The 24,072-nt window shown below is 69.7% G+C and carries 20 protein-coding genes; 8 read left to right on the forward strand and 12 right to left on the reverse strand.

Going from position 1 to position 24,072, the window contains the following annotated elements; translation table 11 throughout:
- Nucleotides 1–63: 63 nt before the first annotated feature.
- The gene (locus tag FHX50_RS05875) at nucleotides 64–822 is read right to left on the reverse strand and encodes an MBL fold metallo-hydrolase (protein WP_183375542.1); all 759 of its coding nucleotides are present in this window, start codon (nucleotides 820–822) and stop codon (nucleotides 64–66) included.
- 96 nt (nucleotides 823–918) lie between these two features.
- Between FHX50_RS05875 and purS the strand changes: the two genes are divergently transcribed.
- From purS to FHX50_RS05890, 3 genes are all read left to right on the forward strand, one after another.
- Complete coding sequence (purS, locus tag FHX50_RS05880; RefSeq protein WP_183375544.1) at nucleotides 919–1,176, forward strand: phosphoribosylformylglycinamidine synthase subunit PurS; 258 nt, start codon at nucleotides 919–921, stop codon at nucleotides 1,174–1,176.
- Nucleotides 1,176–1,910: a phosphoribosylformylglycinamidine synthase subunit PurQ gene (gene purQ / locus FHX50_RS05885; protein ID WP_183375546.1), complete on the forward strand. Its 735-nt coding sequence runs from the start codon at nucleotides 1,176–1,178 to the stop codon at nucleotides 1,908–1,910. Before purS ends, purQ begins: the two co-directional genes overlap by 1 nt.
- Before the next feature lie 205 nt (nucleotides 1,911–2,115).
- Nucleotides 2,116–2,520, forward strand: a complete 405-nt coding sequence (locus tag FHX50_RS05890) for a DoxX family protein (protein WP_183375548.1) — start codon at nucleotides 2,116–2,118, stop codon at nucleotides 2,518–2,520.
- Nucleotides 2,521–2,709: 189 nt separating this feature from the next.
- Here FHX50_RS05890 and FHX50_RS05895 read toward each other — a convergent pair whose 3' ends face one another.
- From FHX50_RS05895 to FHX50_RS05935, 9 genes are all read right to left on the reverse strand, one after another.
- A complete protein-coding gene (locus tag FHX50_RS05895; protein WP_183375550.1) occupies nucleotides 2,710–4,026 on the reverse strand; it encodes a class I SAM-dependent methyltransferase in 1,317 nt (438 codons plus the stop codon).
- A gap of 9 nt (nucleotides 4,027–4,035) precedes the next feature.
- Entirely contained in the window at nucleotides 4,036–5,097 is a 1,062-nt protein-coding gene (locus FHX50_RS05900; RefSeq protein ID WP_183375552.1) for a pirin family protein, read from the reverse strand.
- A gap of 28 nt (nucleotides 5,098–5,125) precedes the next feature.
- Nucleotides 5,126–5,329, reverse strand: a complete 204-nt coding sequence (locus tag FHX50_RS12440) for a sulfurtransferase TusA family protein (protein ID WP_239374072.1) — start codon at nucleotides 5,327–5,329, stop codon at nucleotides 5,126–5,128.
- A 160-nt stretch (nucleotides 5,330–5,489) separates the two neighbouring features.
- Nucleotides 5,490–6,587: a YeeE/YedE family protein gene (locus FHX50_RS05910; protein WP_183375556.1), complete on the reverse strand. Its 1,098-nt coding sequence runs from the start codon at nucleotides 6,585–6,587 to the stop codon at nucleotides 5,490–5,492.
- 308 nt (nucleotides 6,588–6,895) lie between these two features.
- Nucleotides 6,896–8,149 carry a formamidase gene (gene fmdA / locus FHX50_RS05915; protein ID WP_183375558.1) on the reverse strand — a complete coding sequence of 418 codons (1,254 nt, stop codon included), beginning with the start codon at nucleotides 8,147–8,149 and terminating at the stop codon, nucleotides 6,896–6,898.
- Nucleotides 8,150–8,216: 67 nt separating this feature from the next.
- Nucleotides 8,217–8,504: an FmdB family zinc ribbon protein gene (locus tag FHX50_RS05920; RefSeq protein ID WP_183375560.1), complete on the reverse strand. Its 288-nt coding sequence runs from the start codon at nucleotides 8,502–8,504 to the stop codon at nucleotides 8,217–8,219.
- A 270-nt stretch (nucleotides 8,505–8,774) separates the two neighbouring features.
- Nucleotides 8,775–9,785: a MaoC/PaaZ C-terminal domain-containing protein gene (locus tag FHX50_RS05925; protein ID WP_183375562.1), complete on the reverse strand. Its 1,011-nt coding sequence runs from the start codon at nucleotides 9,783–9,785 to the stop codon at nucleotides 8,775–8,777.
- 4 nt (nucleotides 9,786–9,789) lie between these two features.
- Nucleotides 9,790–11,127, reverse strand: a complete 1,338-nt coding sequence (locus tag FHX50_RS05930; protein WP_183375564.1) for a 3-oxoacyl-ACP reductase — start codon at nucleotides 11,125–11,127, stop codon at nucleotides 9,790–9,792.
- The gene (locus FHX50_RS05935) at nucleotides 11,127–12,452 is read right to left on the reverse strand and encodes an acetyl-CoA C-acetyltransferase (RefSeq protein WP_183375566.1); all 1,326 of its coding nucleotides are present in this window, start codon (nucleotides 12,450–12,452) and stop codon (nucleotides 11,127–11,129) included. Before FHX50_RS05935 ends, FHX50_RS05930 begins: the two co-directional genes overlap by 1 nt.
- A 47-nt stretch (nucleotides 12,453–12,499) precedes the next feature.
- Here FHX50_RS05935 and FHX50_RS05940 point away from each other — a divergent pair, with 47 nt between their 5' ends.
- From FHX50_RS05940 to FHX50_RS05960, 5 genes are all read left to right on the forward strand, one after another.
- Entirely contained in the window at nucleotides 12,500–13,117 is a 618-nt protein-coding gene (locus FHX50_RS05940) for a TetR family transcriptional regulator (protein ID WP_183375568.1), read from the forward strand.
- Nucleotides 13,118–13,141: 24 nt separating this feature from the next.
- The gene (locus tag FHX50_RS05945) at nucleotides 13,142–15,235 is read left to right on the forward strand and encodes an acyl-CoA dehydrogenase family protein (RefSeq protein WP_183375570.1); all 2,094 of its coding nucleotides are present in this window, start codon (nucleotides 13,142–13,144) and stop codon (nucleotides 15,233–15,235) included.
- A 119-nt stretch (nucleotides 15,236–15,354) separates the two neighbouring features.
- Nucleotides 15,355–17,643, forward strand: coding sequence for a phosphoribosylformylglycinamidine synthase subunit PurL (gene purL / locus FHX50_RS05950; protein ID WP_239373942.1), 2,289 nt, complete (start codon nucleotides 15,355–15,357; stop codon nucleotides 17,641–17,643).
- 194 nt (nucleotides 17,644–17,837) lie between these two features.
- Nucleotides 17,838–19,835: an S-layer homology domain-containing protein gene (locus FHX50_RS05955; protein WP_183375574.1), complete on the forward strand. Its 1,998-nt coding sequence runs from the start codon at nucleotides 17,838–17,840 to the stop codon at nucleotides 19,833–19,835.
- A 67-nt stretch (nucleotides 19,836–19,902) separates the two neighbouring features.
- Complete coding sequence (locus FHX50_RS05960) at nucleotides 19,903–22,320, forward strand: polysaccharide pyruvyl transferase family protein (RefSeq protein ID WP_183375576.1); 2,418 nt, start codon at nucleotides 19,903–19,905, stop codon at nucleotides 22,318–22,320.
- Nucleotides 22,321–22,491: 171 nt separating this feature from the next.
- Here FHX50_RS05960 and rplQ read toward each other — a convergent pair whose 3' ends face one another.
- Both rplQ and FHX50_RS05970 read right to left on the reverse strand, forming a co-directional pair.
- Nucleotides 22,492–22,983 (reverse strand): 50S ribosomal protein L17, encoded by a 492-nt coding sequence (rplQ, locus tag FHX50_RS05965; protein WP_183375578.1) that lies wholly within the window; start codon nucleotides 22,981–22,983, stop codon nucleotides 22,492–22,494.
- 27 nt (nucleotides 22,984–23,010) lie between these two features.
- Entirely contained in the window at nucleotides 23,011–24,012 is a 1,002-nt protein-coding gene (locus FHX50_RS05970; RefSeq protein ID WP_183375580.1) for a DNA-directed RNA polymerase subunit alpha, read from the reverse strand.
- Nucleotides 24,013–24,072 lie beyond the last annotated feature (60 nt).

Raw genomic sequence — 24,072 nt, forward strand, 5'->3', positions numbered from 1 at the left:
GGGCGTTGACAAGAACCGAACCAGAAGGTTTCCCTCAGGTAACCTCCGGACTGGGGGTCGGGCTCAGTCGTCCGGGTCCCCCGTCCACGGGCGCCACTTGTGGCTGGTCTCGCTCACCTTGCGGCCCAGCACGATCACTCCGTCCACCGGCCAGTCCCGCACCTCCGTGCCCTCGGGTGCGAGGTTCGTGGCCTGCCGCATGAAGATCTCACGCCCCGCCGGGGAGGCGATCGCGTCATGGACCGGCATGCCGATGGCGGGCTTCACCTCGCGCAGGAAGTCGATGGTCTCCTGCATCTTCGACCACGGCGCGCAGACCGGGAAGCTGAGGGCGTCGATGCCGCGCCAGTCATCCAGCGGCTCCAGGCTGTCCCCGGTGTGTCCCACGGTGGGGAACCCGTCGGCCTCGAACACGTACCCGACGTTGCCCACGCTGGGGATATCGGGGTGGATGGTGGCGTGCTCGCCGCCCACGGCGCGGATCGTGACCGTCACCTGGCCGCCGAAGCTGGTGCCGACCTGGAACTGCTTGCCGGGTTCCACGCGCCGCATCGAATCGCCGAGGCTGCCGGGGCCGGCCTGCTGGCGCATCTCCTCGTACGCGCCGGCTTCGAGGAAGAGATCGGCCGACGGGTTCTGGTCGACCAGCACCTGCAGGTTGTCGAGGGTCACATGGTCCGGGTGCTGGTGGGAGACGAGCACAGCGGTGATCCCGGTGGTCTGCAGGAGTGCTGGGTCGGCGAGATTGCCGGGGTCCACGATGATGCGGGTCCCGGGGTAGTCCAGCAGCAGCGCGGAGTGCTTGAAATGTGTGACACGCATGAGTCGAACAACTCCCTTCCTGGCAATAGACTAGGAGAGACCGCAGAGAATGATGCGCGGAAACGCCTGTGAGCCGCGCAGAGCAGGGAGAACTGAATGCCACGCGTGATTGTTGACGTGATGCTCAAGCCGGAGATCCTCGACCCCCAGGGGAAGGCTGTCGCCGGTGCGCTGCCCCGCCTGGGCTTCGACGGCATCTCCTCCGTCCGCCAGGGCAAGCGCTTCGAGCTCGAGGTCGACGGCACCGTCGATGAGGCGAAGCTCGCCGAGGTCCGCAGCGCAGCCGAGACGCTGCTGTCGAACCCGGTGATCGAGGACGTCGTGTCCGTGCGCGTGGCTGAGGAGACCGCCTGATGCCGAAGATCGGTGTTGTCACCTTCCCGGGCACGCTCGACGACCGCGACGCCCTGCGCGCCGTGAAGCTCGCAGGCGCTGAGCCGGTGGCCCTGTGGCACAACGAGGACGACCTCCACGGCGTGGACGCGATCATCCTCCCCGGCGGCTTCTCCTACGGCGACTACCTGCGCGCCGGCGCCATCTCCCGCTTCGCTCCCGTGATGGAGCGCGTGGTCGATGCCGCGAAGGGCGGGATGCCGGTCCTCGGCATCTGCAACGGCTTCCAGATCCTCACCGAGACGCACCTGCTGCCCGGTTCGATGATCAAGAACGCGCACCGTACCTTCATCTGCCGTGACCAGCCGCTGCGCGTGGAGACCTCCCGCACCGCCTGGACCACGGACTACACGGACGGTGAGGTCATCCGCATCCCCCTGAAGAACCAGGACGGCCAGTACGTGGCCGACCAGCGGACCCTGGACATGCTCGAGGCGGAGAACCGCGTGGTGTTCCGCTACGTGGAGGGCGCGACCCACGGCCCCGCCGGGTTCGAGGAGAATCCGAACGGCTCGGTGAACGCGATCGCGGGCATCACCAACGAATGGGGCAACGTGGTGGGCCTCATGCCGCATCCGGAGCACGCGGTGGAGGCGGGCTTCGGCCCGGATATGCCCGGTGAGGGCACCCGCTCCGGCACCGACGGCGCCCGCTTCTTCAGCTCCGTGCTGACCTCGCTCGTCGCCGCGAACTGACGACGGCCCGGCCCGGCCCCCGCTGGCCAGCCCGACCGGCAGAGCCCGGTTCCATGCGTTTCAGCGCTCATTCTCGTCGGAATGGGCGCTGAAACGCATTCAACGGGAGTCCGCTCCGCCCCTACCACCCAGCGACAGTGGAGACCGCCTGATTACGATTCGGTATCGTCCAACACTTCGACGATCCGTCTGAAAGGACGTGACCATGAGCAAGCTCCTTCGCGCCATCGGCAGGGCCGGCCTCGCCTCCATGTTCATCAACAACGGCTACAACACGTTCAAGAACGCCGACGCCATGGCCCCCATGGTCGAGGACAAGCTCAAGGCGTGGATGCCGGAGCAGACCCAGCAGTACGGCGCCGCCACCATGGTCCGCGCCAGCTCCGGCACCATGGTTGCGGGCGGCACCGCCCTCGCTCTCGGCATCGTCCCGCGCCTCGCGTCGCTCGCTGTTCTCGGCGCCCTCGTCCCGACCACTCTCGCGGGCCACGCCTTCTGGGAGTCCACGGACAAGGACGAGAAGACCCAGCAGCGACTGCAGTTCCAGAAGAACCTCGCGATGGCCGGCGGCCTGCTGTTCGTTGCCGCCACCGGCAAGAAGCACCGCTGATACACCAGGCACCGCCGACACTCGAGGCCCGTCTGGCCTCAGCGCTCGCGCAACCGCGCGGCGCACGTGACGAAGCGCCGGCCCGCTCCCCACTCAACGGGGAACAGGCCGGCGCTTCTGTGTTGGCGGCTCGACGGGGTCAGCCCGCCCGATGGGCTCACTTCTGCGCGCGCAGCACCGCGAGCGCGGTCACTTCACGGCGCGCAGCACCGTGAACATGCGGTCGCGATGCAGTTCGTTCACCGACGCGAACCGCGCCTCCAGCGCCGGCCGATACCGCAGGTGGGAGTTGTGCACGAACAGCAGTTCACCACTGTCCACCAGCACACGCTGCGCAGCATCCAGCAGGCCCTGCACGAGCGTCATATCGATGCGGGCGCCCTCATGGAACGGCGGGTTGAGCAGCACCAGGTCCATCGAGGCGTCCTCGACCTGCGAGGCGGCATCATCCCAAGTGACGCGGGCGCGGTCACGGTAGCGGGCGAGCGTGGACTCAGCGGAGCGGACCGCGTCGATCTGGTGATCAGTAGCGGTGACGTCAAGAGCAGCCGCTCCCCCATCTCTCGCCTTGTCGCCGCGCTTCGCTGCACCAGGGCCGTGCTTCGTCGCAGCGGCGTGCAACAGGCGCAGTGACACCAGGCCGTTGCCGCAGCCGAGGTCCAGCACCCGCGCGGGGGCGGCCCCGTCGGCCCCTCCCCCGTTCTCCGCGCCGGCCGCACGCTCGCTCCGGGCCGTGAGCCAGCGGATCGCCTGGTCAGCGAGAGCGGAGCCGCCGCGGTCGGGCTTCGCACCGGAGAACACACCGCCGAAACCGGTCAGCATGCCGACGCCGAGCACCTCCTGCCGCTGCGCCTCATGCGCCGCCGCACCGGCGATGGGGCCGGTCGCGATGAGGCAGCGGTGCTTGCCCTTGCCGAAGCCTCCGCGGACGTTCTCGAACGCGCCGGCGAGGACGTCGTTCATGGAGCGGGCCATGTGCTTCTGGTTGCCGCCGAGAACAAGCCGGGCCCCGTCGGCCGCGATCGCTGCGGTGCCGCGGGCGAGCAGGTCGAGCTCGGCGAGCGATTTCGGGAGCCGCCCGAGGGCGGTGGTGATGCGGGGGCCGACGGATGCCGGCACCAGCTCGGCCCCACCCGGGAGGTCGGTGTCGAGGCCGACCACGACCACGCGGCCCGCGACCTCCGGCCCCGCCTGGTCGGCTGCGACGCGCACACGCTGCGCCGCGTCGACGGCGCCGCAGCGGACGATCACCCGCGCCGCGGCCGCGTGCTGGAGAGTGCCGAGGGTGAGAGCGCCGGTGTCGTCACCGAGCACGAGCACATCCCCCGCTGAGGCATCGCCGCTGCTTGCCGGGGCGGCATCGCCATCCGCGGAGTCAGCGGCGTCGCCGAAGGCGTCGTGCAGGATGAGGCGCTCGAGCGCGTCAGGAGCGGTGGCGGCCAAGGCCGGGGCGTCAGCGGAGTCGGCGATGAACGAGTGCGCGGCGGAGCGGGAAGCGTCGGTCATGCCCCGAGACTACGTGCCTCGGCCCTCGCGACGCTCCTGGGGGCGGCGCCCGCGTAACCGCAGACGCCCACCGGGCAGGCGCGGTGCCGGCAGCGGCCGCGGCGTGTTCGGAGGGAACGTCCCGAACAGCAGGTCCCCCTCAGTCGCCGGCCGCGCTGCGTCCGAGTCGGGGTCGAGTGCCTCGCCGTCGGCGCCTTCGAAGCCCATCTCCTGCTGGTAGCGGGCACGGAACTCGGCGATCTCCTCGTGGGAGCGGCCCACGAAGTTCCACCACATCACGATGTCCTCACCGAGCGGTTCCCCGCCGATCAGCAGCACGCGCGCCCCGGCCTCCCCTGCCGTGAGCCGCACCGACTCGGAGCGTTCGGGGACCAGGACGAGGTCGTACCCGTCGGCCTCCACCACGGGACGCTCCCCCGCCCCGACCGTGACGGGCCCTCGGTCCACCACGACCGCGTACTCGTGCCCCGCATCCAGGTGAGCGGTGACCTCGATGTCGGGGTCGAGCGTGATCTCGAGGAAGTCGAGCGGGACGCCCATCTGCAGGTCGCCGCGGGCCGTGACAACCTGGTCACCCGGGCCGGTCACCGAATGCTCGCCGAACCCGGCGCGCAGCGCGAAGGCGTCGGCTTCGATCCGTTCGGTGGAGGCGAGCGCGAACGCCGGGTCGCCGAAGCGCTGGGCATCGGGCTGCGCGAACCACAGCTGCACTCCGTGCAGGGTGGTGGTGTCGTTCGTGGTGAATTCGGAGTGCGTGATGCCGCGACCGGCGGTCATGACATCGACCGCGCCTGGGGTGACCAGAACATGCGAGCCGATCGAGTCGCGGTGCGTGATCGCCCCTTCGAACAGCCAGGAGACCGTCGCCAATCCCGTGTGGGGATGGCGCGCCACCTGCATGCCGCCCGTTGCGGAGACGTCATCTGGGCCGAACTGGTCCACGAAGCACCACGGCCCCACCAGCGAACAGTCGCGGTGGGGCAGGGTGCGCATGACGGTCATGCCGCGGGGCCCTCCGAGGGGGACCTCGCGGCCGCGCAGCACGTGCAGGCGGGAGGTGAGGTCGTCCATGCCGACAGTGTGACCCACCCGACTGGATTCATCCCTTCTGGACGGTGATCGACCAGGTGGCGGCATCCAGCTGACGGAACTCGGTGACGTCGTGGCCGGCGGATGCGGCCCAGGCGGGGATGGAGTCGGTGGCCTGGGTGCAGTCGAAGTCGATCTGCAGACGGTCACCGCGGTCGATCTGTTCGATGGCGCGCTTGGCCTCCACCAGCGGGAACGGGCACACCTGGCCGATGGTGTCGAGGCGGTAGGTGGCGCCCGAGTCGGTCTGCGGCGCCTGCGCTTCGGCGTCCGCGTGGGCGGCCGACGGGTTCTGCGGAACCTGCCGCTCCACGGTGGGGCGGCGCTTGGGAAGCGTAATGAAACCCATGGTCTCGGTCCTTTCTGTCGTTGGGTCAGCTGATGCGTTCGAGCGTCACAGCGGGCTTGTCCGATGCGGCCCCGTCGGCCTGCAGGCGGACGGGCTCGGCCCCGACGCGGCGGTGCGTGACGATGAACAGGCGGGAGGCTGCGCCGACGCCGAGGAAGGTGAACATGAATGCGATCCAGCCCTGCCAGGAGAACAGCGCGGTCTCCACCAGGGAGTTGCCGATGGTGCAGCCACCGGCGATGGCCGCGCCTGCACCCATCAGCACACCGCCGATGACCGCGCGCACAGCGGTGCGCGCGTCCGGGGCGCGCAGGCGGAACTCACCGGACGCCTTCGCGGCGATGTAGGACCCGGGGATGAGCCCGAGGACGAACAGCACGCCCCAGTCGAGCGTCGAGACGTCACCGGCGGTGAGCATCTGGACGATCTTCGCCGACGGGGTCGTGATCCCCAGGCCGCCGGGACGGCCAGCCGCCTCCGACAGCGGGAACGCGGCGGCGGCGATGAGGCCCACCACAACAGCGGTCGCCAGCGGCGCCCACGGCTTCTCCAGAAGCAGGTGCGCAAGCCCGGTCCGCTTCGCGGGCAGCCCCACGAAGCTCGGGGCCGGGCGGGACAGCTGACGCGCCACGAGCGCGATCGTGACGATGCTGAGCAGGCCCAGCGGCACCCACACCGGCACACCGAGGGTGCCGTGGATGGTGGTGGCCTGGGTGGAGGTGTCGCGCAGGGAGTCGGTGATCTGCTGACCCGCGCCGAACTTCATCACGGACGCGGTGAAGGCGTAGAGGCCGAGCGCGATCCAGGAGCCGATGAGGCCCTCACCGGAGCGGTAGTAGGTGCCGGTGGCGCACCCGCCGGCGAGGACGATGCCGATGCCGAAGAGGAAGGACCCGGCGGCGACGCCGAGCAGCGCGAGCTTCGGGATCTCCGGGTGGATGATGTCCGCGCCGATGAGGACGTTGACGATGACCGCCTGGATGGTGACGGCGACGAGGAAGGCGGTGAGCCAGCGCAGCGAGCGGCTGAGCCACACGTCGCGGAATGCGCCGGTGACGCAGAACCGGCCGCGTTGGAAGACGAAGCCGAGGACGACGCCGACGGCGAGTCCGGTGAGAAGCATGAGGAGGGCTCCTTGGGGTCGGTGATGAGGATGCCCGCGGCGGGTCGCCGCCGCGGGCCGGACGCCGACACACTACACAGATTGCTTATGCCCCCCATAAGCAGATGTCGGCAGATGGCTCCCGATGACGACTCAGCAAGCGCGACGTCACATCCCGGGACCCCGCGGACGGGCTCTCCCCTGCCCGGCTCCTCCCGGCGCACAGAACAGGGCGGGGCCGGCGGCCTTCGCCGCCGACCCCGCCCTCGGGGGAGCTCACGCGATCAGCCCCGGCGCTTCAGACGCCGCGGACTGGTCGCTTCACCGGATCACTTCACCTCGAACTTCGGCGCGCCGATGCCCGGATCGATCGTCGGGACGTCGCCCGCGGTCGGGCGGATGTCGATGTCGAAGATGTCCAGCGGCAGGTACACGGTCGCGCAGGCGTTCGGGATGTCCACCACGCCGGAGAAGCGGCCCTCGATCGGTGCCGCGCCCAGCAGCAGGTACGCCTGCTCCTTCGACCAGCCGAACGTGGACAGGTACTCGATCGCATGCAGGCACGCCCGCTGGTATGCCAGGTGCGAGTCGAGGTAGCGCTGCTCGCCGTCAAGGGTGACGGACGTGCCGGAGAAGCTCAGCCACTGGCTGTGCTGAGGCGGAGTGTTGCCCGGCATGAAGATCGCGTTCTCCTTCACGCCGTACTTCTCCATACCGCCCGGGATCACATCCACGTGCAGGTCGATGAAGCCGCCCATCTCGATGCCGCCGCAGAAGGTGATCTCACCGTCGCCCTGCGAGAAGTGCAGGTCGCCCACGGAGAAGTTCGCGCCGTCCACGAACACGGGGTAGAACACGCGAGTGCCCTTGGTCAGGTTCTTGATGTCCTGGTTGCCGCCGTTCTCACGCGGCGGTGCGGTGCGCGCACCCTCGGAGGCGACACGGTCGAACTCCTCGCCCCCGAGGCTGCCGAGGACGGCACCGTTCGGCTCCGGCGGGAGCGCCAGGGCCGGAACGCGGTTCGGGTCGGTCGCGATGAGGTCGCCCTCGCGCTTGTTCCACTTCTTCAGCAGCTCGGCCGAGGGCGCGGTGCCCATCAGACCCGGGTGCACAATGCCGGTGAACTTCACGCCCGGCACGTGGCGGGAGGTGCAGGTGCCGCCCTGGAAGTCCCACACGGCCTTGTACGCGTCGGGGAACTGGTCGGTGAGGAAGGAGCCGCCGTTCTTCTTCGCGAAGATGCCGGTGTAGCCCCAGCCCTGGCCGGCGAGCGGACCCTCCTCCTGCGGGATCGGGCCCACGTCGACGATATCGACGATGAGGAGGTCACCCGGCTTCGCACCCTCGATCCGGAATGGGCCGGACAGGGTGTGCACAGTGTGCAGCGGCGCGGTGGCGATGTCCTCAGCGGAGTCGTCGTTCTTGATGTGGCCGTCGAACCACTCGCGGCAGTCCACGCGGAAGGTGTCGCCGGGCTTGACGGTGACCTGCGCGGGGATGTCGGGGTGCCAGCGGTTGTGGCCGATCTTCTCCTGCTCGGTGAACTTCTTGGACGAATCGAGGGGGAACAGATTCTTCGGCATGGTGGCCTTCCTTTGGGGAGGGGTTGGAATCCGGAGGGTGGGCCTCAGTGCTGGGGCACGGCCCAGGTCACGGCCGGGGCAGCTTCTGGTGCTGCGGGTTCCGAGTGACCGGGGTGGAGCGCTGAGACGGTCCGCTGGGGACGCTCGAGACCACCTGCGGCTGATGCGCGGTGGCCTGCGTGGAGTCCATCAGCTTCATGCGGGTGGGGTCCGCGGTGGAGACCGCGGGGGCGCTGATGCGCCGAGTCGCCTCCCCATCGCAGGCCGGACACGCAATCGATCGAGTCTCCGAGCTGATCGGCAGCAGCTTCTCGGTGAGGTGGCCGCCGTCGCAGCTGAACTCGTACAGGGGCATCGATACTCCTTTGTGACGCGCCTTACTGGTGTCGCCACTATCTCGAAGATGTCTGGGCCCTTCCTGCCGGTTTGCAGCACTCGGCCGTCGCCCCGCCCGGGGCGTGTCCGGGGGAGCAGATTCAGCGCTGGAAATGGGGCTCGGGGCCGGCTGCCTGGCCTGGTCGCGGGGGCGGGCAGACAGAATTCGACGGATGTTCGCTATTCGCGGCGAATACGGAACATCCGTCGAATTCTGTGGCGGGGTGGGCCGGGGACCTGGCCGACGGGCTCAGCCGAACAGCTCCACGGTTCCGGTGAAGTGCAGCTTCGAGGGGCGGTCCGGCTTCGGTGCGCTGAACCCGGTGAATCGGGTGACCCGTCGGCCGCCCCCGGAAGCGCTCCCGGCCCCGGCGGCGCTCCCGCTCTCGGCCCCACCAGCGTGACCGCGAGCGCCGTACACTCGGCTGCTGTCGTCGTTCTCGAAGCTGAGCCACACGGTGCCGGGGATGAGCACCGGAGCGGCGAACTCCACGTCCCACTTCAGCGGCACCGACAGGTCCGGCCGGGCCTCCGCGAACGCACGCGAGGCCGTGTACATTCCGTGCGCGATCGCCTTCGGGAACCCGAACGCCTTCGCGCTCAGCGCGGACATGTGGATCGGGTTGGCGTCACCGGCGACCGCGGCGTACCGGCGGCCGGTGTCCCCATTGAGCTTCCAGCGGGCCGACGGCTTCGGCGGCTGGAACTCCTCACGCTTCGCAGCACGGTCCTCGGAACGGGACCCGTCGGCCGACGCGCCCTCCTCCTCCTGCAGCGCGGCGATCTTTCGGGCGGTCTCCCCGCGGGCCAGATAGGTGGAGACGTCCGTGGCGACGATCTGCCCGTCAGCGGACAGGGTCGAGACCGCTTCGAACGTGGCGCCGCGGCGGTGCGGCTGGATGTTCCGCACGCTGCACTCCACATCCACCGTCTCCCCTACGCGCACCGGGCGATGCTGCAGGATCGAGTTCTTCACGTGCACGAGCCCCAGCAGCGGGAACGGGAACCGCGGATGTGCCATCAGCGACAGCGACACCGGGAACGCGAGCACATGCAGAAGGCCCGGGTGGACGTAGTCGGACGCCGCGGCGCCCACCAGGTGGTCGAACCGGGCGGACTGCTCCGCCCCGACTTTCACTCCCCGGACCCGGTAGCGGCGCTTCGGCAGACTGGTGGCGCGGGGCACCAGCGGTGGGCGGCCGAGCGCGGCCGCCCAGATCGCGGGGAAGCTGGGGACGCTGGAGAGTTCACGGACGCTCATGGGATCACCGTCCCACAAGGTTCTGGCCGCACACCCGCAGCGTCTCCCCGCGGATGCCACCGGCGGCGGGCGAGAGCAGGAACGCGACCGCCTCGGCCACGTCCTGCGGCAGGCCGCCCTGGTGGAGGGAGTTCAGCAGGCGCGCCACCTCGCGCGTCACCACGGGCATCGTCGCGGTCATCTCCGTTTCGATGAACCCGGGCGCGACCGCGTTCGCCGTGCCGCCGGATTCGGCGAGGTCGCCGGCGAGCGCGTCCACGTACGCCATCACACCGGCCTTGGAGGCGGCGTAGTTGGTCTGGCCGCGGTTGCCGGCGATGCCGGAGGTGGAGGCGATGCCCACGTGGCGGTAGTCGGCGCCGAGCGCATCCTCATCCCGCAGGGCGCGGGTGATCGCCAGCTGCGAGCGGAGGTTCACGGCGATGACGGCCTCCCAGCGGTCCTGCGTCATGTTCGCGAACAGTTTGTCGCGGGTGATGCCGGCGTTGTGGACCACTCCGTCGATCGGGCTCCCGTCGGCCGCGGCGATGAGGGCGGCGGTCGTGCGCTCCTGAGTGACGTCCGCGAGGACGGGGCGACCACCGAGTTCGGTGGCGAGGCGGGAGAGCTCGGTGCCGGCGTTCATCATGTCGACCAGGATGAGGTCGGCGCCGTCGGCGGCGAGGGTGCGGGCGATCGCTTCGCCGATGCCGCGGGCGGCGCCGGTGACCACGATGGTGCGGCCGGCCAGCGGCTGATTCCAGTCGGCGGGGGCGGTGCCGGTGTCGGCATCGATCCGCAGCAGCTGCCCGTCCACGAAAGCGGAGCGGGCCGAGAGGAAGAACCGCAGGGCGTGCTCCACGCTGACGGCGCTGAGCGGGAACTCGGGCGCGACCTGGATGCCGTTGGCGGTGGCGCCGCGGCGCACCTCGTGACCGAGCGAGCGCAGCAGGCCCTCGACGGCGCCCCGGGCGGAGTCGACCACGGGATCGGCGCCGTCGGGGGTGCGGGAGACGGTGATGATGCGGCCGCCGGGCTGCAGCTTCTTCACGGCGGCGCGGGCCTGCTGGATGAGGCCCGCGATGTCCTCGGGGCGGCGCAGGTCGTCGAGGACGAGCAGGAGGGAGCCGACGCTGCCGGTGTCGTCGGCGCGGCGGCGCACATCCGCGCCCCAGTCGAGCAGGCGGGCGGCGATGTCGTCAGCGCCGGTCGAGTCGCCGAGGACGACGGCGGGGCTGAGGACGAGCTCGTCGCGGTCTGCGCGGCGGGGCAGGTGGGCGGGCCTGGGCAGGCCGAGCTGCTTCGCCAGCAGACCGCCGACGGGGCTCTTCACGAACGAGCCGTACAGGTTGGGGGCGGCCATCACTTGTCCTCCTGTCCGACGGGCTCGGCCTGCAGCAGGCACACCACGCCCTGCCCGGAGGCGGCGCACACGCTGATGACGCCGCGCTGGGTGCGGCCGGTGTCGTCCGCTGCGGTGCGGAGCATGGTGGCCAGCGACGCGACGATGCGGCCGCCTGTGGCGGCGAAAGGGTGCCCGGCGGCCAGCGACGAGCCCTTCACGTTGAGCTTCTCGCGCGGGACCGTGCCGAGCACGTCGTCGAAGCCGAGGCGGTCCACCATGTACTCGCGCGACTCCCATGCCTTCAGGGTGGACAGGACGGTGCCGGCGAACGCCTCGTGGATCTCGAAGAAGTCGATGTCGTCGATGGTGAGGCCGTTGTCGGCGAGCAGTCGCGGCATCGCCTCCACCGGGGCCATGAGGAGGCCCTCGTCGCCGTGGACGTAGTCGGTGGCGGCGGCGCGGAAGTCGACGACCTCCGCGAGCGGGGTCAGGCCCCTGGCGGCGGCCCATTCCTCGGTGCCGACGAGGACCGCGGAGGCGCCGTCGGACAGGCCCGTGGAGTTGCCGGCCGTCATGGTGGCCTGCTCCTTGCCGAAGACGGTCTTCAGCCCGGCGAGCTTCTCCACGGTGGTGTCGGGGCGGAGGAATTCGTCCCGGCCGCAGCCGCGGTAGCCGGTCATGAGGGTGTCGAAGAAGCCCTCCTCGTAAGCGGCGGCGAGGTTCCTGTGGCTGGCCGCGGCGAGCTCATCCTGCTCCTCGCGGGTGATGCCCCATTCGCGGGTGGTGATCGCCTGGTGCTCACCCATGGACAGGCCCGTGCGCGGCTCACTATTGCGCGGGGCGAGGGGGGCGAAGTCTGACGGGCGCAGGGAGCCCACGAGGCTGAGGCGCTGGCCTGCCGTCTTCGCGCGGGAGAGGGTGTGGAGCTTGCGGCGCAGGGAGTCGGACACTTCGATGGGGGCATCGGAGGCGGAGTCGACGCCGCCGGCGATGCCGGAGTCGATCTGGCCGAGACGGATCTTCGCGGTGACGAAGTTGAGGGTCTCGAGGCCCGTGGCGCAGGCCTTCTGCATGTCGATCGCCGGGGTGTGGGGGTCCAGTGCGGTGCCGAGGACGCTTTCGCGGGTGAGGTTGAAGTCCGCTGCTCGTTTGAGGACGGCGCCGCCGGCGACTTCGCCGATGCGTTCGTTCTGGAGGGAGTACCGGGCGATGAGGCCGTCGAGGGCGGCGGTCATCATGTCGCGGTTGGAGACGCCGCGGTAGGCGCCACCGATCTTGCCGAAGGGGATGCGGTTGCCGCCGAGGACGTGCACGCGGCGCGGGGCGTTCTGAGGAGCTGTCACAATGACCTCTTTACATAGTACTGCCAGTACTTGATACTCTAGGTTTCGTGAACACGAACGCGCAAGCCCCTCAGCCCGACGGCCGCTCCACCCGGTGGGCCCGCCACCGCGAACAGCGCCGCTCCGAGCTGCTGGCAGTCGCCCGCACCGAGATCCATCGCCAGGGCCCCTCCCTCACCATGGAGGACATCGCCGTCGCCTCTGGAACCTCGAAGTCCATCGTCTACCGCTACTTCAAGGACAAGGCCGAACTGCAGCGCGCCCTCGGCGTGCAGATCCTCAACGAGATGGTCCAGCAGCTCACCCGCGTCCTGCGCGCCACGAACGATGAGCACCCGTCGGCCGAGACCTCCATCCGCGCCATGACCACCTCGTTCGTGCACACCGCCGCCACCTCCCGCAACCTCTACGAGTTCGTGGTGCAGCCCAGTGCCGGGCTCAACCACTTCCTCACCTCTGTGGGCCGCCTCGTAGCCGCCTCCCTTCCCCAGTCGATCGACGCCCAGGCCCGCACCCTGTGGGCCAGCGGCGCCGTCAGCTTCGTCCAGGGCGTCACCAGCCAGTGGATCCGCGCCCGCGAGGGCGATGCCCTGTTCGAGAAGACCCCCGATGACATCGCCGACCACCTCGTGACGTGGCTGCTCGCCGGCCCGCCCACCGAGTGACACACACGCACTGAAAGGACCGCCATGCCGATCACCGACAGCATCAGGGCGCTCACCGCTGAGCAACCCGAGACCACCGCCCCCGTCGCCCCTCCCTACAGCGACGAACCGCTGCAGGTGGACGTCCCCCTGCTCACCGACCTCCTGCTCGGCACCTACGCCGACTCGCGCCGCCTCGCCCGCGAGCGCATGAAGGACGAGCGCCTCCACGACCACCTCGACCAGACCGTCGCCCAGCACCGCGAGCGCGTCCTTGAGCAGCTGCACCTCATGGCGGAGATGGGGGTCGCAGACAACATGGTCCCCACCACCCTCGGCGGCCCCAACAAGCAGGGGGACAACGTCGCCCAGTTCGAGGAGATCGTGGTCGCCTCCCCGTCCCTGCAGATCAAGTCCGGTGTGCAGTTCGGCCTGTTCACCTCCGCCATCGTTCAGCTCGGCAGCGAAGAGCACCATCGCCGCTGGGTGCCGGACGCCATGGCGATGCGCCTGCCCGGCGCGTTCGCCATGACCGAGATCGGCCACGGCTCCAACGTCCAGGCCCTCGCCACCACCGCCACGTTCGATCCCGAGACCGACGAGTTCGTCATCAACACCCCGTTCCGGGCCGCGTGGAAGGACTACCTCGGCAACGCCGCCTGCCACGCCCGCGCCGCCACCGTGTTCGCCCGCCTCATCACCCGCGGCGTGGACCACGGGGTGCACTGCTTCTTCGTGCCCGTGCGGGACGAGAACGGCGAGCTGCTGCCCGGCATCCGGTCCGAGGACGATGGCCCGAAGGGCGGCCTCAACGGCATCGACAACGGCCGATTTGCGTTCGAGAACGTCCGCATCCCCCGCACCAACCTGCTGAACCGCTACGGCGATGTGGACGCCGACGGGGTCTACACCTCCCCCATCGAATCCCCCGGACGCCGATTCTTCACCATGCTCGGCACCCTCGTGCAGGGCCGCGTGTCACTGGACGGCTCCGCTCTGCGCGCCACCCAGCTGGCGCTGGCCATCGCCATCACCTACGCCTCGCAGCGCCGCCAGTTCACCTCCGCGGACCCCAACCGCGAGACGGTGCTGATGGACTACCAGTCCCACCTCAACCGACTGCTGCCGGCGCTGGCGGAGACCTACGCCGGGCAGTTCGCGCACGACGAGCTGCTGCGCGCCTACGACGACGTGTTCTCCGGCGAGGGAGACACTCCCGAGGCCCGCGAGGACCTCGAGACCCTCGCCGCCACGCTGAAGCCGACGTCGACCCGGCTCGCTCTGGACACCATCCAGGAATGCCGCGAAGCGTGCGGCGGTCAGGGGTTCCTGGCGGAGAACCGCCTCGTCGGCCTGCACGCCGACCTCGACGTCTACGCCACCTTCGAAGGCGACAACACGGTGCTGCTGCAGCTGGTCGCGAAGCGTCTGCTCGCTGACTACTCCTCGGAGATGAAGAGCATCGACCGCGCCGGCATCGGCCGGTTCATCGCCGGTCGCGCCGAAGCCCTCTCCAAGCGCCACACCCCGTGGAACCGCCTGGTGCAGACCGCGCTGGACGCCGGCAGTGCGAAGCGCGCCGCCCTGTCGATGCGCGACCCCCAGTTCCAGGAGTCGATGCTGGCGGCCCGCGCGAAGTCCACCGTGGAGGAGGTGGCGCTGGCGCTGCGTCCCGCCGCGAAGATGAGCCCGCAGGAGGCGGCCGCCCTGGTGAACCGCCACCAGGTGGAGATGCTGGAGGCGGCGAAGGCGCACGCGGACCTGGTGCGCTGGACCGCGTTCACCACCGCCATCAACGACATCGAGGACCAGCAGACCCAGCACGTCATGTTCCGCCTGCGGGACTTGTTCGCCCTCACCCGCATCGAAGCGAACCTGTCGTGGTACCTGCTGAACGGGCATATCTCCCTGCAGCGCGGCCGCACCCTGCGCGGGTACATCAACCGCCTGCTGTGGAAGCTGCGCCCGGTGGCGCTGGACCTCGTGGCGGCGTTCGATCTGGCGCCCGAGCATGTGCGCGCCCCGATCGCGCTCGGCGCGGAGCGGGAGCGCCAGGATGAGGCGGAGGAGCACTACCGACAGCAGCGCGCCAGCCGGAACGCACCGGTGAGCGAGAAGTCCCTGCACCAGGCGCGCTGAAGCGCCCCGCACCCGAGGGCTCGGCGGGGCTGCGCCCATGGGTAGGATGGGGCTGGGTCGGCTGCGGGCCGCACCCAGCCCCGTTTTCTATGCGCTCGAGCCAAAGGACACTTCCGTCAATGCCTGACATCGACACCGTCGAGAACGCTGCCGCCACCCCTGATGAGCAGCAGCCCTGGGCCGACCTCGGTCTGAAGGGGGATGAGTACCAGAAGATCCGCGAGATCCTGGGCCGCCGCCCCACGAACGCCGAGCTCGCCATGTACTCGGTCATGTGGTCGGAGCACTGCTCGTACAAGTCCTCCCGCAGACACCTCTCCCAGTTCGGCGAGAAGTCCACGGAGGCGATGAAGAAGAACCTCCTGGTCGGGATCGGTCAGAACGCCGGCGTGGTCGACATCGGCGACGGCTGGGCCGTCACCTTCAAGGTCGAGTCCCACAACCACCCGAGCTTCGTGGAGCCGTACCAGGGCGCCGCAACGGGTGTGGGCGGCATCGTCCGCGACATCATCTCCATGGGTGCGCGCCCCGTCGCGGTGATGGACCAGCTGCGCTTCGGCGCCATCGACCACCCGGACACCGCCCGCGTGGTGGAGGGCGTGGTGGCCGGTGTGGGCGGCTACGGCAACTCCCTCGGCCTGCCGAACATCGGCGGCGAGACCGTGTTCGATCCCTGCTACCAGGACAATCCGCTCGTCAATGCGCTCGCGATCGGCGTGATGCGCCACGAGGACATCCACCTCGCCAACGCAGAGGGCGTGGGCAACAAGGTGGTCCTGTTCGGTGCCCGCACCGGCGGTGACGGCATCGGCGGCGCCTCCATCCTCGCCTCCGAGTCCTTCGATGACGAGGGTCCCGCGAAGCGCCCCTCTGTGCAGGTGGGCGACCCCTTCATGGAGAAGCTGCTGATCGAAGCATGCCTGGAGATGTACCGCGAGGAGGTCGTGGAGGGCATCCAGGACCTCGGCGCCGCCGGCATCTCCTGCGCCACCAGCGAACTCGCCTCCAACGGCGACTCCGGCATGCACGTGGACCTCGACACGGTCCTGCTGCGCGATCCGTCCCTCACCGCCGGCGAGATCCTCATGAGCGAATCGCAGGAGCGGATGATGGCGGTGGTCTCCCCCGAGAAGCTCGACCGCTTCCTGGAGATCGCCGACAAGTGGGGTGTGGAGTCCGCTGTCATCGGTGAGGTCACCGGCGATGGCCGCCTCACCATCGACCACGGCGGCCAGCGCATCGTCGATGTGGACCCGAAGACGGTCGCGCACGACTCCCCCGTCTACGACCGCCCGTACGCCCGTCCCTCCTGGCAGGACGCGCTGGAGGCCGACGCCGCTGAGAAGCTGCCGCGTCCGGCGGATGCCGCCGCTCTGGTGGAGCAGCTGTGGACCGTGACCACGTCCCCGAATCTGGCCTCGACCCACTGGGTCACCGATCAGTACGACCGCTACGTGGGCGGCAACACCGCCCTGGCGATGCCGGACGACGCCGGCGTGCTGCGCGTGGATGAGGAGACGGGCCGCGGCATCGCGCTCTCGACCGACGCGAACGGCCGCTACGCCATGCTGAACCCGTACACCGGTGCGCAGCTGTCGCTGGTGGAGGCGTACCGCAACGTCGCCACCACCGGTGCGCAGCCGATGGCGGTCACGGACTGCCTGAACTTCGGCTCCCCGGAGGACCCGGACCGCATGTGGCAGCTGGTGGAGGCCATCACGGGCCTGGCCGACGGGTGCCGGACCCTGGAGGTCCCCGTCACCGGCGGCAACGTGTCCCTCTACAACTCCACCGGTGAGCCCGGCACCATCGACTCCGCGATCCACCCGACCCCGGTGGTCGGCATCCTCGGCGTGTTCGATGATGTTGCGCGCCGCACGCCGTCGGGCTGGAAGGACGAGGGCCTGGCGATCTACCTGCTCGGCTCCACCGCTGAGGAGCTGTCCGGGTCGGCCTGGGCCGGCGCCGTGCACGACCACCTGGGCGGCCAGCCGCCGAAGGTCGACTTCGACGCGGAGCGCGAGCTCGCCGAGATCCTCGTGTCCTGCTCCCGCGACGGCCTCATCGACGCCGCGCACGACCTCTCCCAGGGCGGCCTGTTCCAGGCGCTGGTGGAGTCCTGCTCCCGCTTCGGCACCGGTGCCCGCATCGTGCTGGACGAGCTGAAGGAGCGCTACGGCCTCGACGATCTGACCGCGCTGCTGTCGGAGTCGCAGGCCCGCGCGATCGTGGCGCTGCCGCGCAGCGAAGAGGTCCGCTTCACCGACATGGTGACGGCGCGGAAGTTCCCGGCCGTGCGCATCGGTGTGACCGATGGCGATGCCCTCGACATCCAGGGTGTGGGGTCCTTCCCGATCGCTGAGCTGCGCGAGAAGCGTGAGGCGGTGCTGCCGAAGCACTTCGGCTGATCCCATCGGCCACCACCCCGAGGGGTTCGACGATCAACTACCGCAGGGGCGGCAGCCGGGCGACCGGTCTGCCGCCCCTGATGTGCAGTACGGGCTTTCTCTCACACCGCGTGGAACCCCAAGTTACCGGCCTAGCACTTTCGATGGATCCGATATACGTTCGTAATGTTCGCGTTTCCCACCCGAGGACCATCATGTCTCTCCTTCCCCGCCGCTCCCTGATCCGCACCGGTGCCGCTCTCCCCTTCGGAGCAGCCGCCGTCCCCGCTGCGTCCGCCGCCCTCCCCGCAGCCGATGGCACCCAGGGCGACTCGGGCACCACCATCACCGATGAGGACCTGGCGACACCGGAGTCCGCGAAGAACGCGTCCTCCGCCGCTGACGACGACGCTCCCGGACGCTCCGTCGCCGGCACCGCGACGATGGCCGCCGCCACCTGGACCGGGGAGGACCCGGACACGGTGGAGGTGTCCGCTCGGGCCGCCGACGGCACCTGGTGCCCGTGGCGCCGCCTCGAACTGCTCACCGACATGGGGGCGAAGGCCACCGACCCGTCCTGGTTCGGTCCCTCCACAGCGGTGCGCTTCCGCGCCGCGCGCGACGGTCAGGACGTCACCGCTGAGCTGACGGCGCACCTGATCGAGACCTCGGAGGACCCGTCGGACCACGAACGCGTGGGCAATGGGCCCAGCGGCGGCGGCACCGGCCTCACCGGCACCGTCCCGGCAACCAAGGTGCTCGCCACCGCGGCGCCCGCGATGTTCACCCGCGCCGAATGGGGCGCGAACGAGTCCTGGGCGCGCAACTCGAGCGCCGACAGCGAACTGAAGTCCGTGGTGGTGCACCACACCGCCGGCTCCAACAGCTATTCGCGCGCTGATTCGATGCAGATCATGCGCGGCATCTACAGCTACCACACGCGCACGCTCGGTTGGGCGGACGTCGGCTACAACGTGCTGGTCGACAAGTACGGCCAGATCTTCGAGGGCCGCCGCGGCGGGATCCACCGCAACATCCGCGGCGCCCACGCGCTCGGTTTCAACCACAGCACGTTCGGCATCTCGATCATGGGCGACTACGAGGTCGCGTCGGCTCCGTCGGCCGGCATCGACGCCCTCGCGCGGGTGGCGGGCTGGAAGCTCGGCTCCGCGTTCATCGCCGACGTGCGCGGCACCTCGGTGCACCAGCCCCGCAACACCGATTCGTCTGCCGTGCGGTACAAGAGCCCCGTGTCGCTGCCGCGCATCTTCGGCCACCGCGACGTCAACTACACCTCCTGCCCCGGCAAGAACGTGTACTCGAAGTTCGAGAACCTGCGCACCCTCGCCCAGCGCTACCGCGACGCCCACCCGACCGGGCACTACCTCGCGTTCCACCGGAACGGAGGCTTCACGCGCTTCGGAACCGTCACCCACGCCCAGCGGCTGGAGGGCTCCTACCACGTCACCCGCGCCACTCGCGGCCTCGTGGTCACCGCCGGACAGTCCACCGTGGCGCACCAGAGCCCGTACGCCGCTTCCTGGACCTCCGCGTGGGGCCAACCGCTGGAGTCGACGACCAGCGGGCCGCAGCGCTTCGCGAACGGTATCGCCGACAAGGTGAACGGCAAGGTCGTGTTCACCGCCGGCGGCCCCGGGCAGACCTTCAAGGACGTGCCGCGCTCGCACATGTTCTCCACCGAGATCGAAGCGCTGGCGAACAAGGGCATTCTGCGGGGCTGGCCGGACGGCACGTACCGCCCGTCCGTCGCGGTCAACCGCGACGCCATCATCGCGTTCATGTACCGCGTCGCCGGCTCCCCCGCCTACACCCCGCCGGCCCGCTCCCCGTTCGTGGACGTCCCGACGAACTCGCAGTTCTACCGTGAGATCTCCTGGGCGTACGCGACAGGCCTCTCCACCGGCTGGACCACCCGCCGGGGCCGCGAGTTCCGTCCCCTGCAGCCGGTGAACCGCGATGCGATCGCCGCGTTCCTGTTCCGTTCCAGCGGCGATCCGCTGCCCGTGGCGAAGACCGCCCCGTTCCGGGACGTGCCCCGCACCTCGCAGTTCGCCCGTGAGATCACGTGGATGAAGAGCGCGGGCATCTCCACCGGCTGGCCGGACGGTACGTTCCGCCCGCTCGTCGCGACGAACCGAGCAGACATGGCCGCGTTCATCTATCGTCTGATGAAGAGGCAGGGCAAGCTCTGATCCCGTCGACCGCCGCGGTCAGGACGGTGCCCTGCCGACGCCGTCGACGCTGAAGAGAGTGTGAAGCATGAGAGTCGCCCTGCTGTGCGATGTGGACCAGACCGTCTACCACGTGGGCGATGAAGCGATCGCGTCCGCTGAACGGGAGCAGCTGGAGCGCCGAGGCTTCACTGTGGTCCCGGTGTCGCGGCACGAGAAGTACGGCCCCGGCGGCACCGCCCCCGCGGACGCGATCGACGCACTCACCTTCCCGCACGATCCGCAGGACCGTGAACGGTACGCCGAGGAGATCCAGCAGGTCCTCGGCGGCAGCGATGCCGCCCTGCCCGCCGAGGACAAGCTGTTCCGCATCCGCGAGCAGCTGCGCGGCGTGGACGCCCTCGTCATCGGCGGCGGAGGAAACCTGAACTCCCGATTCGGGTGGCTGCTGCTGGAGCGGTGGGCGATGGGTCTGCTGGCGCACAGCCTCGGCCTGCCGGTCGTGGTCGCGGGCCAGACCCTCGGCCCTGACCTCACGGCGGCCGACCGTGCCCGCCTGCGCGATCTCTTCGCCATCGCGCGAGTGGTGGCGGTCCGCGATGAGGCGAGCGCCGCGCTCGCCCGCTGCGTGGGGCCGACGGGTTCCGCCGCGTCAGCAGTGCTGTGCAGCAGCGACGATGCGGCCGCGCCGATCCTCGACCAGCGCATCACCGGCCCCGCTGACGACGCGCACGGGGCCGGCACCGAGGCCCGGGCGGGCACTGACGACCGGGCAGACACTGACGGCCGGGCGGGCGCTGTCCGCGGCCGCACCCTCTCGGTGACCCTCGGGTCGGCGGCTCCGTTCGATGAGGACGAGTACGTCACCGCCCTCGCCGGCATCATCGACCGGGCCGCGACGGCACTGGACGCGACAGTCGAATTCGTGCCGCACATGGCGGATCAGGACGACCCCGATTCCGGCGACTGCCGACTCAATGCGCTGGTTGCGGCGCGTTTGGATGCCCCGCACCGGCTCGCCCCGATCGAACTGGCGGCGGCGTCCGCTGCCCGCACCTGCGCGGCCGACGCAGTCCTCACCACCCGGTTCCATCCCCTGGTCTTCGCGCTGGCCTCGGCCACACCCGTGCTGCCGATCCACCTGGACCGGTACGGCCGCGTCCGCATGGACGGCGCCCTCGCCAATGCCGGGGCCGACCAGCGCAGCCTGAGCCTGGAGCACCTGCTCGCCGATCCGGCGGCTGTCGACGCCGCGATCGCCGATCTCGCCCACTGCGCCGACGCGCCCGACGCCAGCGGCCCGTCGCACGGCGCAGCCGCGCTTGAGGCGATCACCGGCACCTGGGACGCCATCGCGGACGCCCTGCAGGGCCGGGACCCGTCGGCCCCCTCCCCCAGCGGCGACGCCCCTGCAGCAACAGACACCGGCGACCGTTCCGCCACCGCGGCCGCAGCCGGTACCCGCGCCCACTCCCCTGCCACCGCCGCGTCCGGTGAATCAGCTGGGACCACCGGCGAACCGGCACAGACCGCGATCATTCTGCGCACCAAGGACCGGCCCCTGCTCCTGGACCGCGGCATCCAGGACATCCTCGGGCAGACCGTCACCGACTGGCACCTCGTCATCGTCAACGACGGCGGCGACACCGACGACCTGACCGCCGTGGTCGACCGCTACCGGGACGAACTGGGCGAGCGCATCACCGTTCTCCACAATGAGCAGTCGCGCGGCATGGAAGCCGCCACGAACCAGGGCCTGGCCGCCACCCGCAGCGAATTCGTCGCCGTCCACGACGATGACGACGTCTGGCACCCGCGCTTCCTCGCCCGCACCACACGCTTCCTCGCCGACACCGACGCCGCCGCTGTCTCCGTGCGCACGCACATCGTGCTGGAGCGCCTCGCCGGTGAGGAGCCCGGCGTGTACGTCCCCTACGAGACGTTCCCGGTCTGGCCGGAGATGCACAGCATCACCCTCGCGCACTTCATCCGCATCAATCGGATGGTACCGATCTCCCTGCTGTACCGCCGCAGCGTCCACGACACCATCGGGCTGTTCAACGAATCGCTCCCGGTGATCGGCGACTACGAGTTCCATCTGCGGCTCCTGCAGTCGATGACGGTCGGATTCCTGGACGAACCGCTCGCGTTCTGGCATCAGCGGCCCGGCTCCACCGGCGCCTCCAGCAACTCTATGGTGGCGGGCCTGCGCGACCACCACCGCTTCGACGCACTGCTGCGAGACCAGTACTTCACCACCTGGGTGGAGAAGAACGGGCTCGGACTGCCGATGTTCATCACCGCGGCGCTGCGGGAGGAGGCCGACGGGCTCCACCGCGAACTCGCCGACACCCGCCGTGAGCTGGCCGACATGCGCCACCAGGTCGATGCGATGGCCCACCAGCTCGAGGTCATCGAGCACGGGGTGCTCAACGGCGGCACCATCAACTTCGTGAAGCGCACCGGCCGGCGTGTTCTGCGGCGCCTGCCCGGCCGGGGGCGCTGACGCAACCGCAACCGCCACGGCCGCCGCTGTCGCTGTGGCGGGCGCGGGCCGCGCCGTGAACGCTGCCGCCGCCCCTGCGTGCGGGCATGACGAAGGGCCGCTGGGAATCAACCCAGCGGCCCTTTCCTTCGTGATCCGAAGCGGATCAGACCTCAGTCGCGATCCAGAGGATCAGTCCTCGGTCTTCTCCTCGGCGGCTGCCTCGGTGGTCTCCGGGGCCTCGTCGGCCTTCGCAGCGTCGTCAGCCTTCGCGGACTGCTTGGCAGCGCCCTCAGCCTCCTTCACCACGGACTCCTTGGCGGAGTACGGCTCGTCGACCAGCTCGATCAGCGCCATCGGGGCGTTGTCGCCCTTGCGCGGACCGATCTTGGTGATGCGGGTGTAGCCGCCCGGACGCTCAGCGAACTTCGGGGCGATCTCGGTGAAGAGCTCGTGGACGACCGACTTGTCGAGCACGGAGCGCATGACGCGGCGGCGTGCAGCAAGGTCATCCTTCTTCGCGATGGTGATGAGGCGCTCGGCCACCGGCTGCAGGCGCTTCGCCTTGGTCTCGGTGGTCTTGATGGCGCCGTGCTCGAACAGAGCGGTGGCCAGGCCGGCCAGCATCGCCTTCTCGTGAGCGGCGGAACCGCCGAGACGAGCTCCCTTCGTGGGTGCAGGCATTGTTGTTCTCCTTGGAAGTGTGAAGTGTCAGAACTGGTCGCCGAAGTCGCCGTCGCCGTAGGACTCGAGCACAGTCGACGGGTCGAAGCCCGCCGGCGAATCCTTCAGGCTCAGGCCGAGCTCAGCGAGCTTCGCCTTCACCTCGTCGATGGACTTCTGACCGAAGTTGCGGATGTCCAGCAGGTCCGCCTCGCTGCGGGAGGTGAGCTCACCGACGGTGTGCACGCCCTCGCGCATAAGGCAGTTGTAGGAGCGGACCGTGAGGTTGAGGTCGTTGATCGGCAGAGCCAGATCAGCTTCCATCGCCTGGTCGGTCGGGGACGGACCGATCTCGATGCCCTCAGCCTCCTCGTTCAGCTCCTGGGCGAGGCCGAAGAGCTCCACGAGGGTCTTGCCGGCCGAAGCGATGGCATCGCGCGGGGCGATGGCCGGCTTCGTCTCGACATCGATGATCAGACGGTCGAAGTCCGTGCGCTGCTCGACACGGGTCGCCTCGACCTTGTAGGTCACCTTGAGGACCGGCGAGTAGATCGAGTCGACCGGGATGCGGCCGATCTCGCCCTCGACGCCCTTGTTCTGCTGGGCGGACACGTAGCCGCGCCCGCGCTCGACGATCAGTTCGATCTCGAGACGACCCTTGTCGTTGAGAGTTGCGATGTGCAGATCCGGGTTGTGGATCTCCACGCCGGCCGGCGGGGTGATGTCACCAGCGGTGACGGTGCCCTCGCCCTCCTTGCGCAGGTACATCACAACAGGCTCGTCGTTCTCGGAGGAGACGACCAGGTTCTTGATGTTGAGGATGAGCTCGGTGACATCCTCCTTCACACCCGGAACCGTGGAGAACTCGTGGAGAACGCCGTCGATGCGGATCGACGTCACCGCTGCGCCCGGGATGGACGACAGCAGCGTGCGACGCAGCGAGTTGCCGAGGGTGTAGCCGAAACCCGGCTCCAGCGGCTCGATGACGAACCGGGAGCGATTGTCCGAGACTGTCTCCTCGGTCAGCGTGGGGCGCTGTGCAATGAGCACGTTGTGTCCTTTCTGCGAACGTCCGCTATATGACGTTCAGGTGGCGGTATGACACGGAGA

Source organism: Helcobacillus massiliensis, assembly GCF_014191425.1.
In the GTDB taxonomy this organism is placed as follows: Bacteria; Actinomycetota; Actinomycetes; order Actinomycetales; family Dermabacteraceae; genus Helcobacillus; species Helcobacillus massiliensis.

What these genes read in the sequence shown, in the direction of transcription:
- FHX50_RS05875 (WP_183375542.1), bottom strand. Translation starts at nt 822, where the DNA reads ATGCGTGTCACACATTTCAAGCACTCCGCGCTGCTGCTGGACTACCCC.
- purS (WP_183375544.1), top strand. Translation starts at nt 919, where the DNA reads ATGCCACGCGTGATTGTTGACGTGATGCTCAAGCCGGAGATCCTCGAC.
- purQ (WP_183375546.1), top strand. Translation starts at nt 1,176, where the DNA reads ATGCCGAAGATCGGTGTTGTCACCTTCCCGGGCACGCTCGACGACCGC.
- FHX50_RS05890 (WP_183375548.1), top strand. Translation starts at nt 2,116, where the DNA reads ATGAGCAAGCTCCTTCGCGCCATCGGCAGGGCCGGCCTCGCCTCCATG.
- FHX50_RS05895 (WP_183375550.1), bottom strand. Translation starts at nt 4,026, where the DNA reads ATGACCGACGCTTCCCGCTCCGCCGCGCACTCGTTCATCGCCGACTCC.
- FHX50_RS05900 (WP_183375552.1), bottom strand. Translation starts at nt 5,097, where the DNA reads ATGGACGACCTCACCTCCCGCCTGCACGTGCTGCGCGGCCGCGAGGTC.
- FHX50_RS05910 (WP_183375556.1), bottom strand. Translation starts at nt 6,587, where the DNA reads ATGCTTCTCACCGGACTCGCCGTCGGCGTCGTCCTCGGCTTCGTCTTC.
- fmdA (WP_183375558.1), bottom strand. Translation starts at nt 8,149, where the DNA reads ATGCCGAAGAATCTGTTCCCCCTCGATTCGTCCAAGAAGTTCACCGAG.
- FHX50_RS05920 (WP_183375560.1), bottom strand. Translation starts at nt 8,504, where the DNA reads ATGCCCCTGTACGAGTTCAGCTGCGACGGCGGCCACCTCACCGAGAAG.
- FHX50_RS05925 (WP_183375562.1), bottom strand. Translation starts at nt 9,785, where the DNA reads ATGAGCGTCCGTGAACTCTCCAGCGTCCCCAGCTTCCCCGCGATCTGG.
- FHX50_RS05930 (WP_183375564.1), bottom strand. Translation starts at nt 11,127, where the DNA reads ATGGCCGCCCCCAACCTGTACGGCTCGTTCGTGAAGAGCCCCGTCGGC.
- FHX50_RS05945 (WP_183375570.1), top strand. Translation starts at nt 13,142, where the DNA reads ATGCCGATCACCGACAGCATCAGGGCGCTCACCGCTGAGCAACCCGAG.
- purL (WP_239373942.1), top strand. Translation starts at nt 15,355, where the DNA reads ATGCCTGACATCGACACCGTCGAGAACGCTGCCGCCACCCCTGATGAG.
- FHX50_RS05955 (WP_183375574.1), top strand. Translation starts at nt 17,838, where the DNA reads ATGTCTCTCCTTCCCCGCCGCTCCCTGATCCGCACCGGTGCCGCTCTC.
- FHX50_RS05960 (WP_183375576.1), top strand. Translation starts at nt 19,903, where the DNA reads ATGAGAGTCGCCCTGCTGTGCGATGTGGACCAGACCGTCTACCACGTG.
- rplQ (WP_183375578.1), bottom strand. Translation starts at nt 22,983, where the DNA reads ATGCCTGCACCCACGAAGGGAGCTCGTCTCGGCGGTTCCGCCGCTCAC.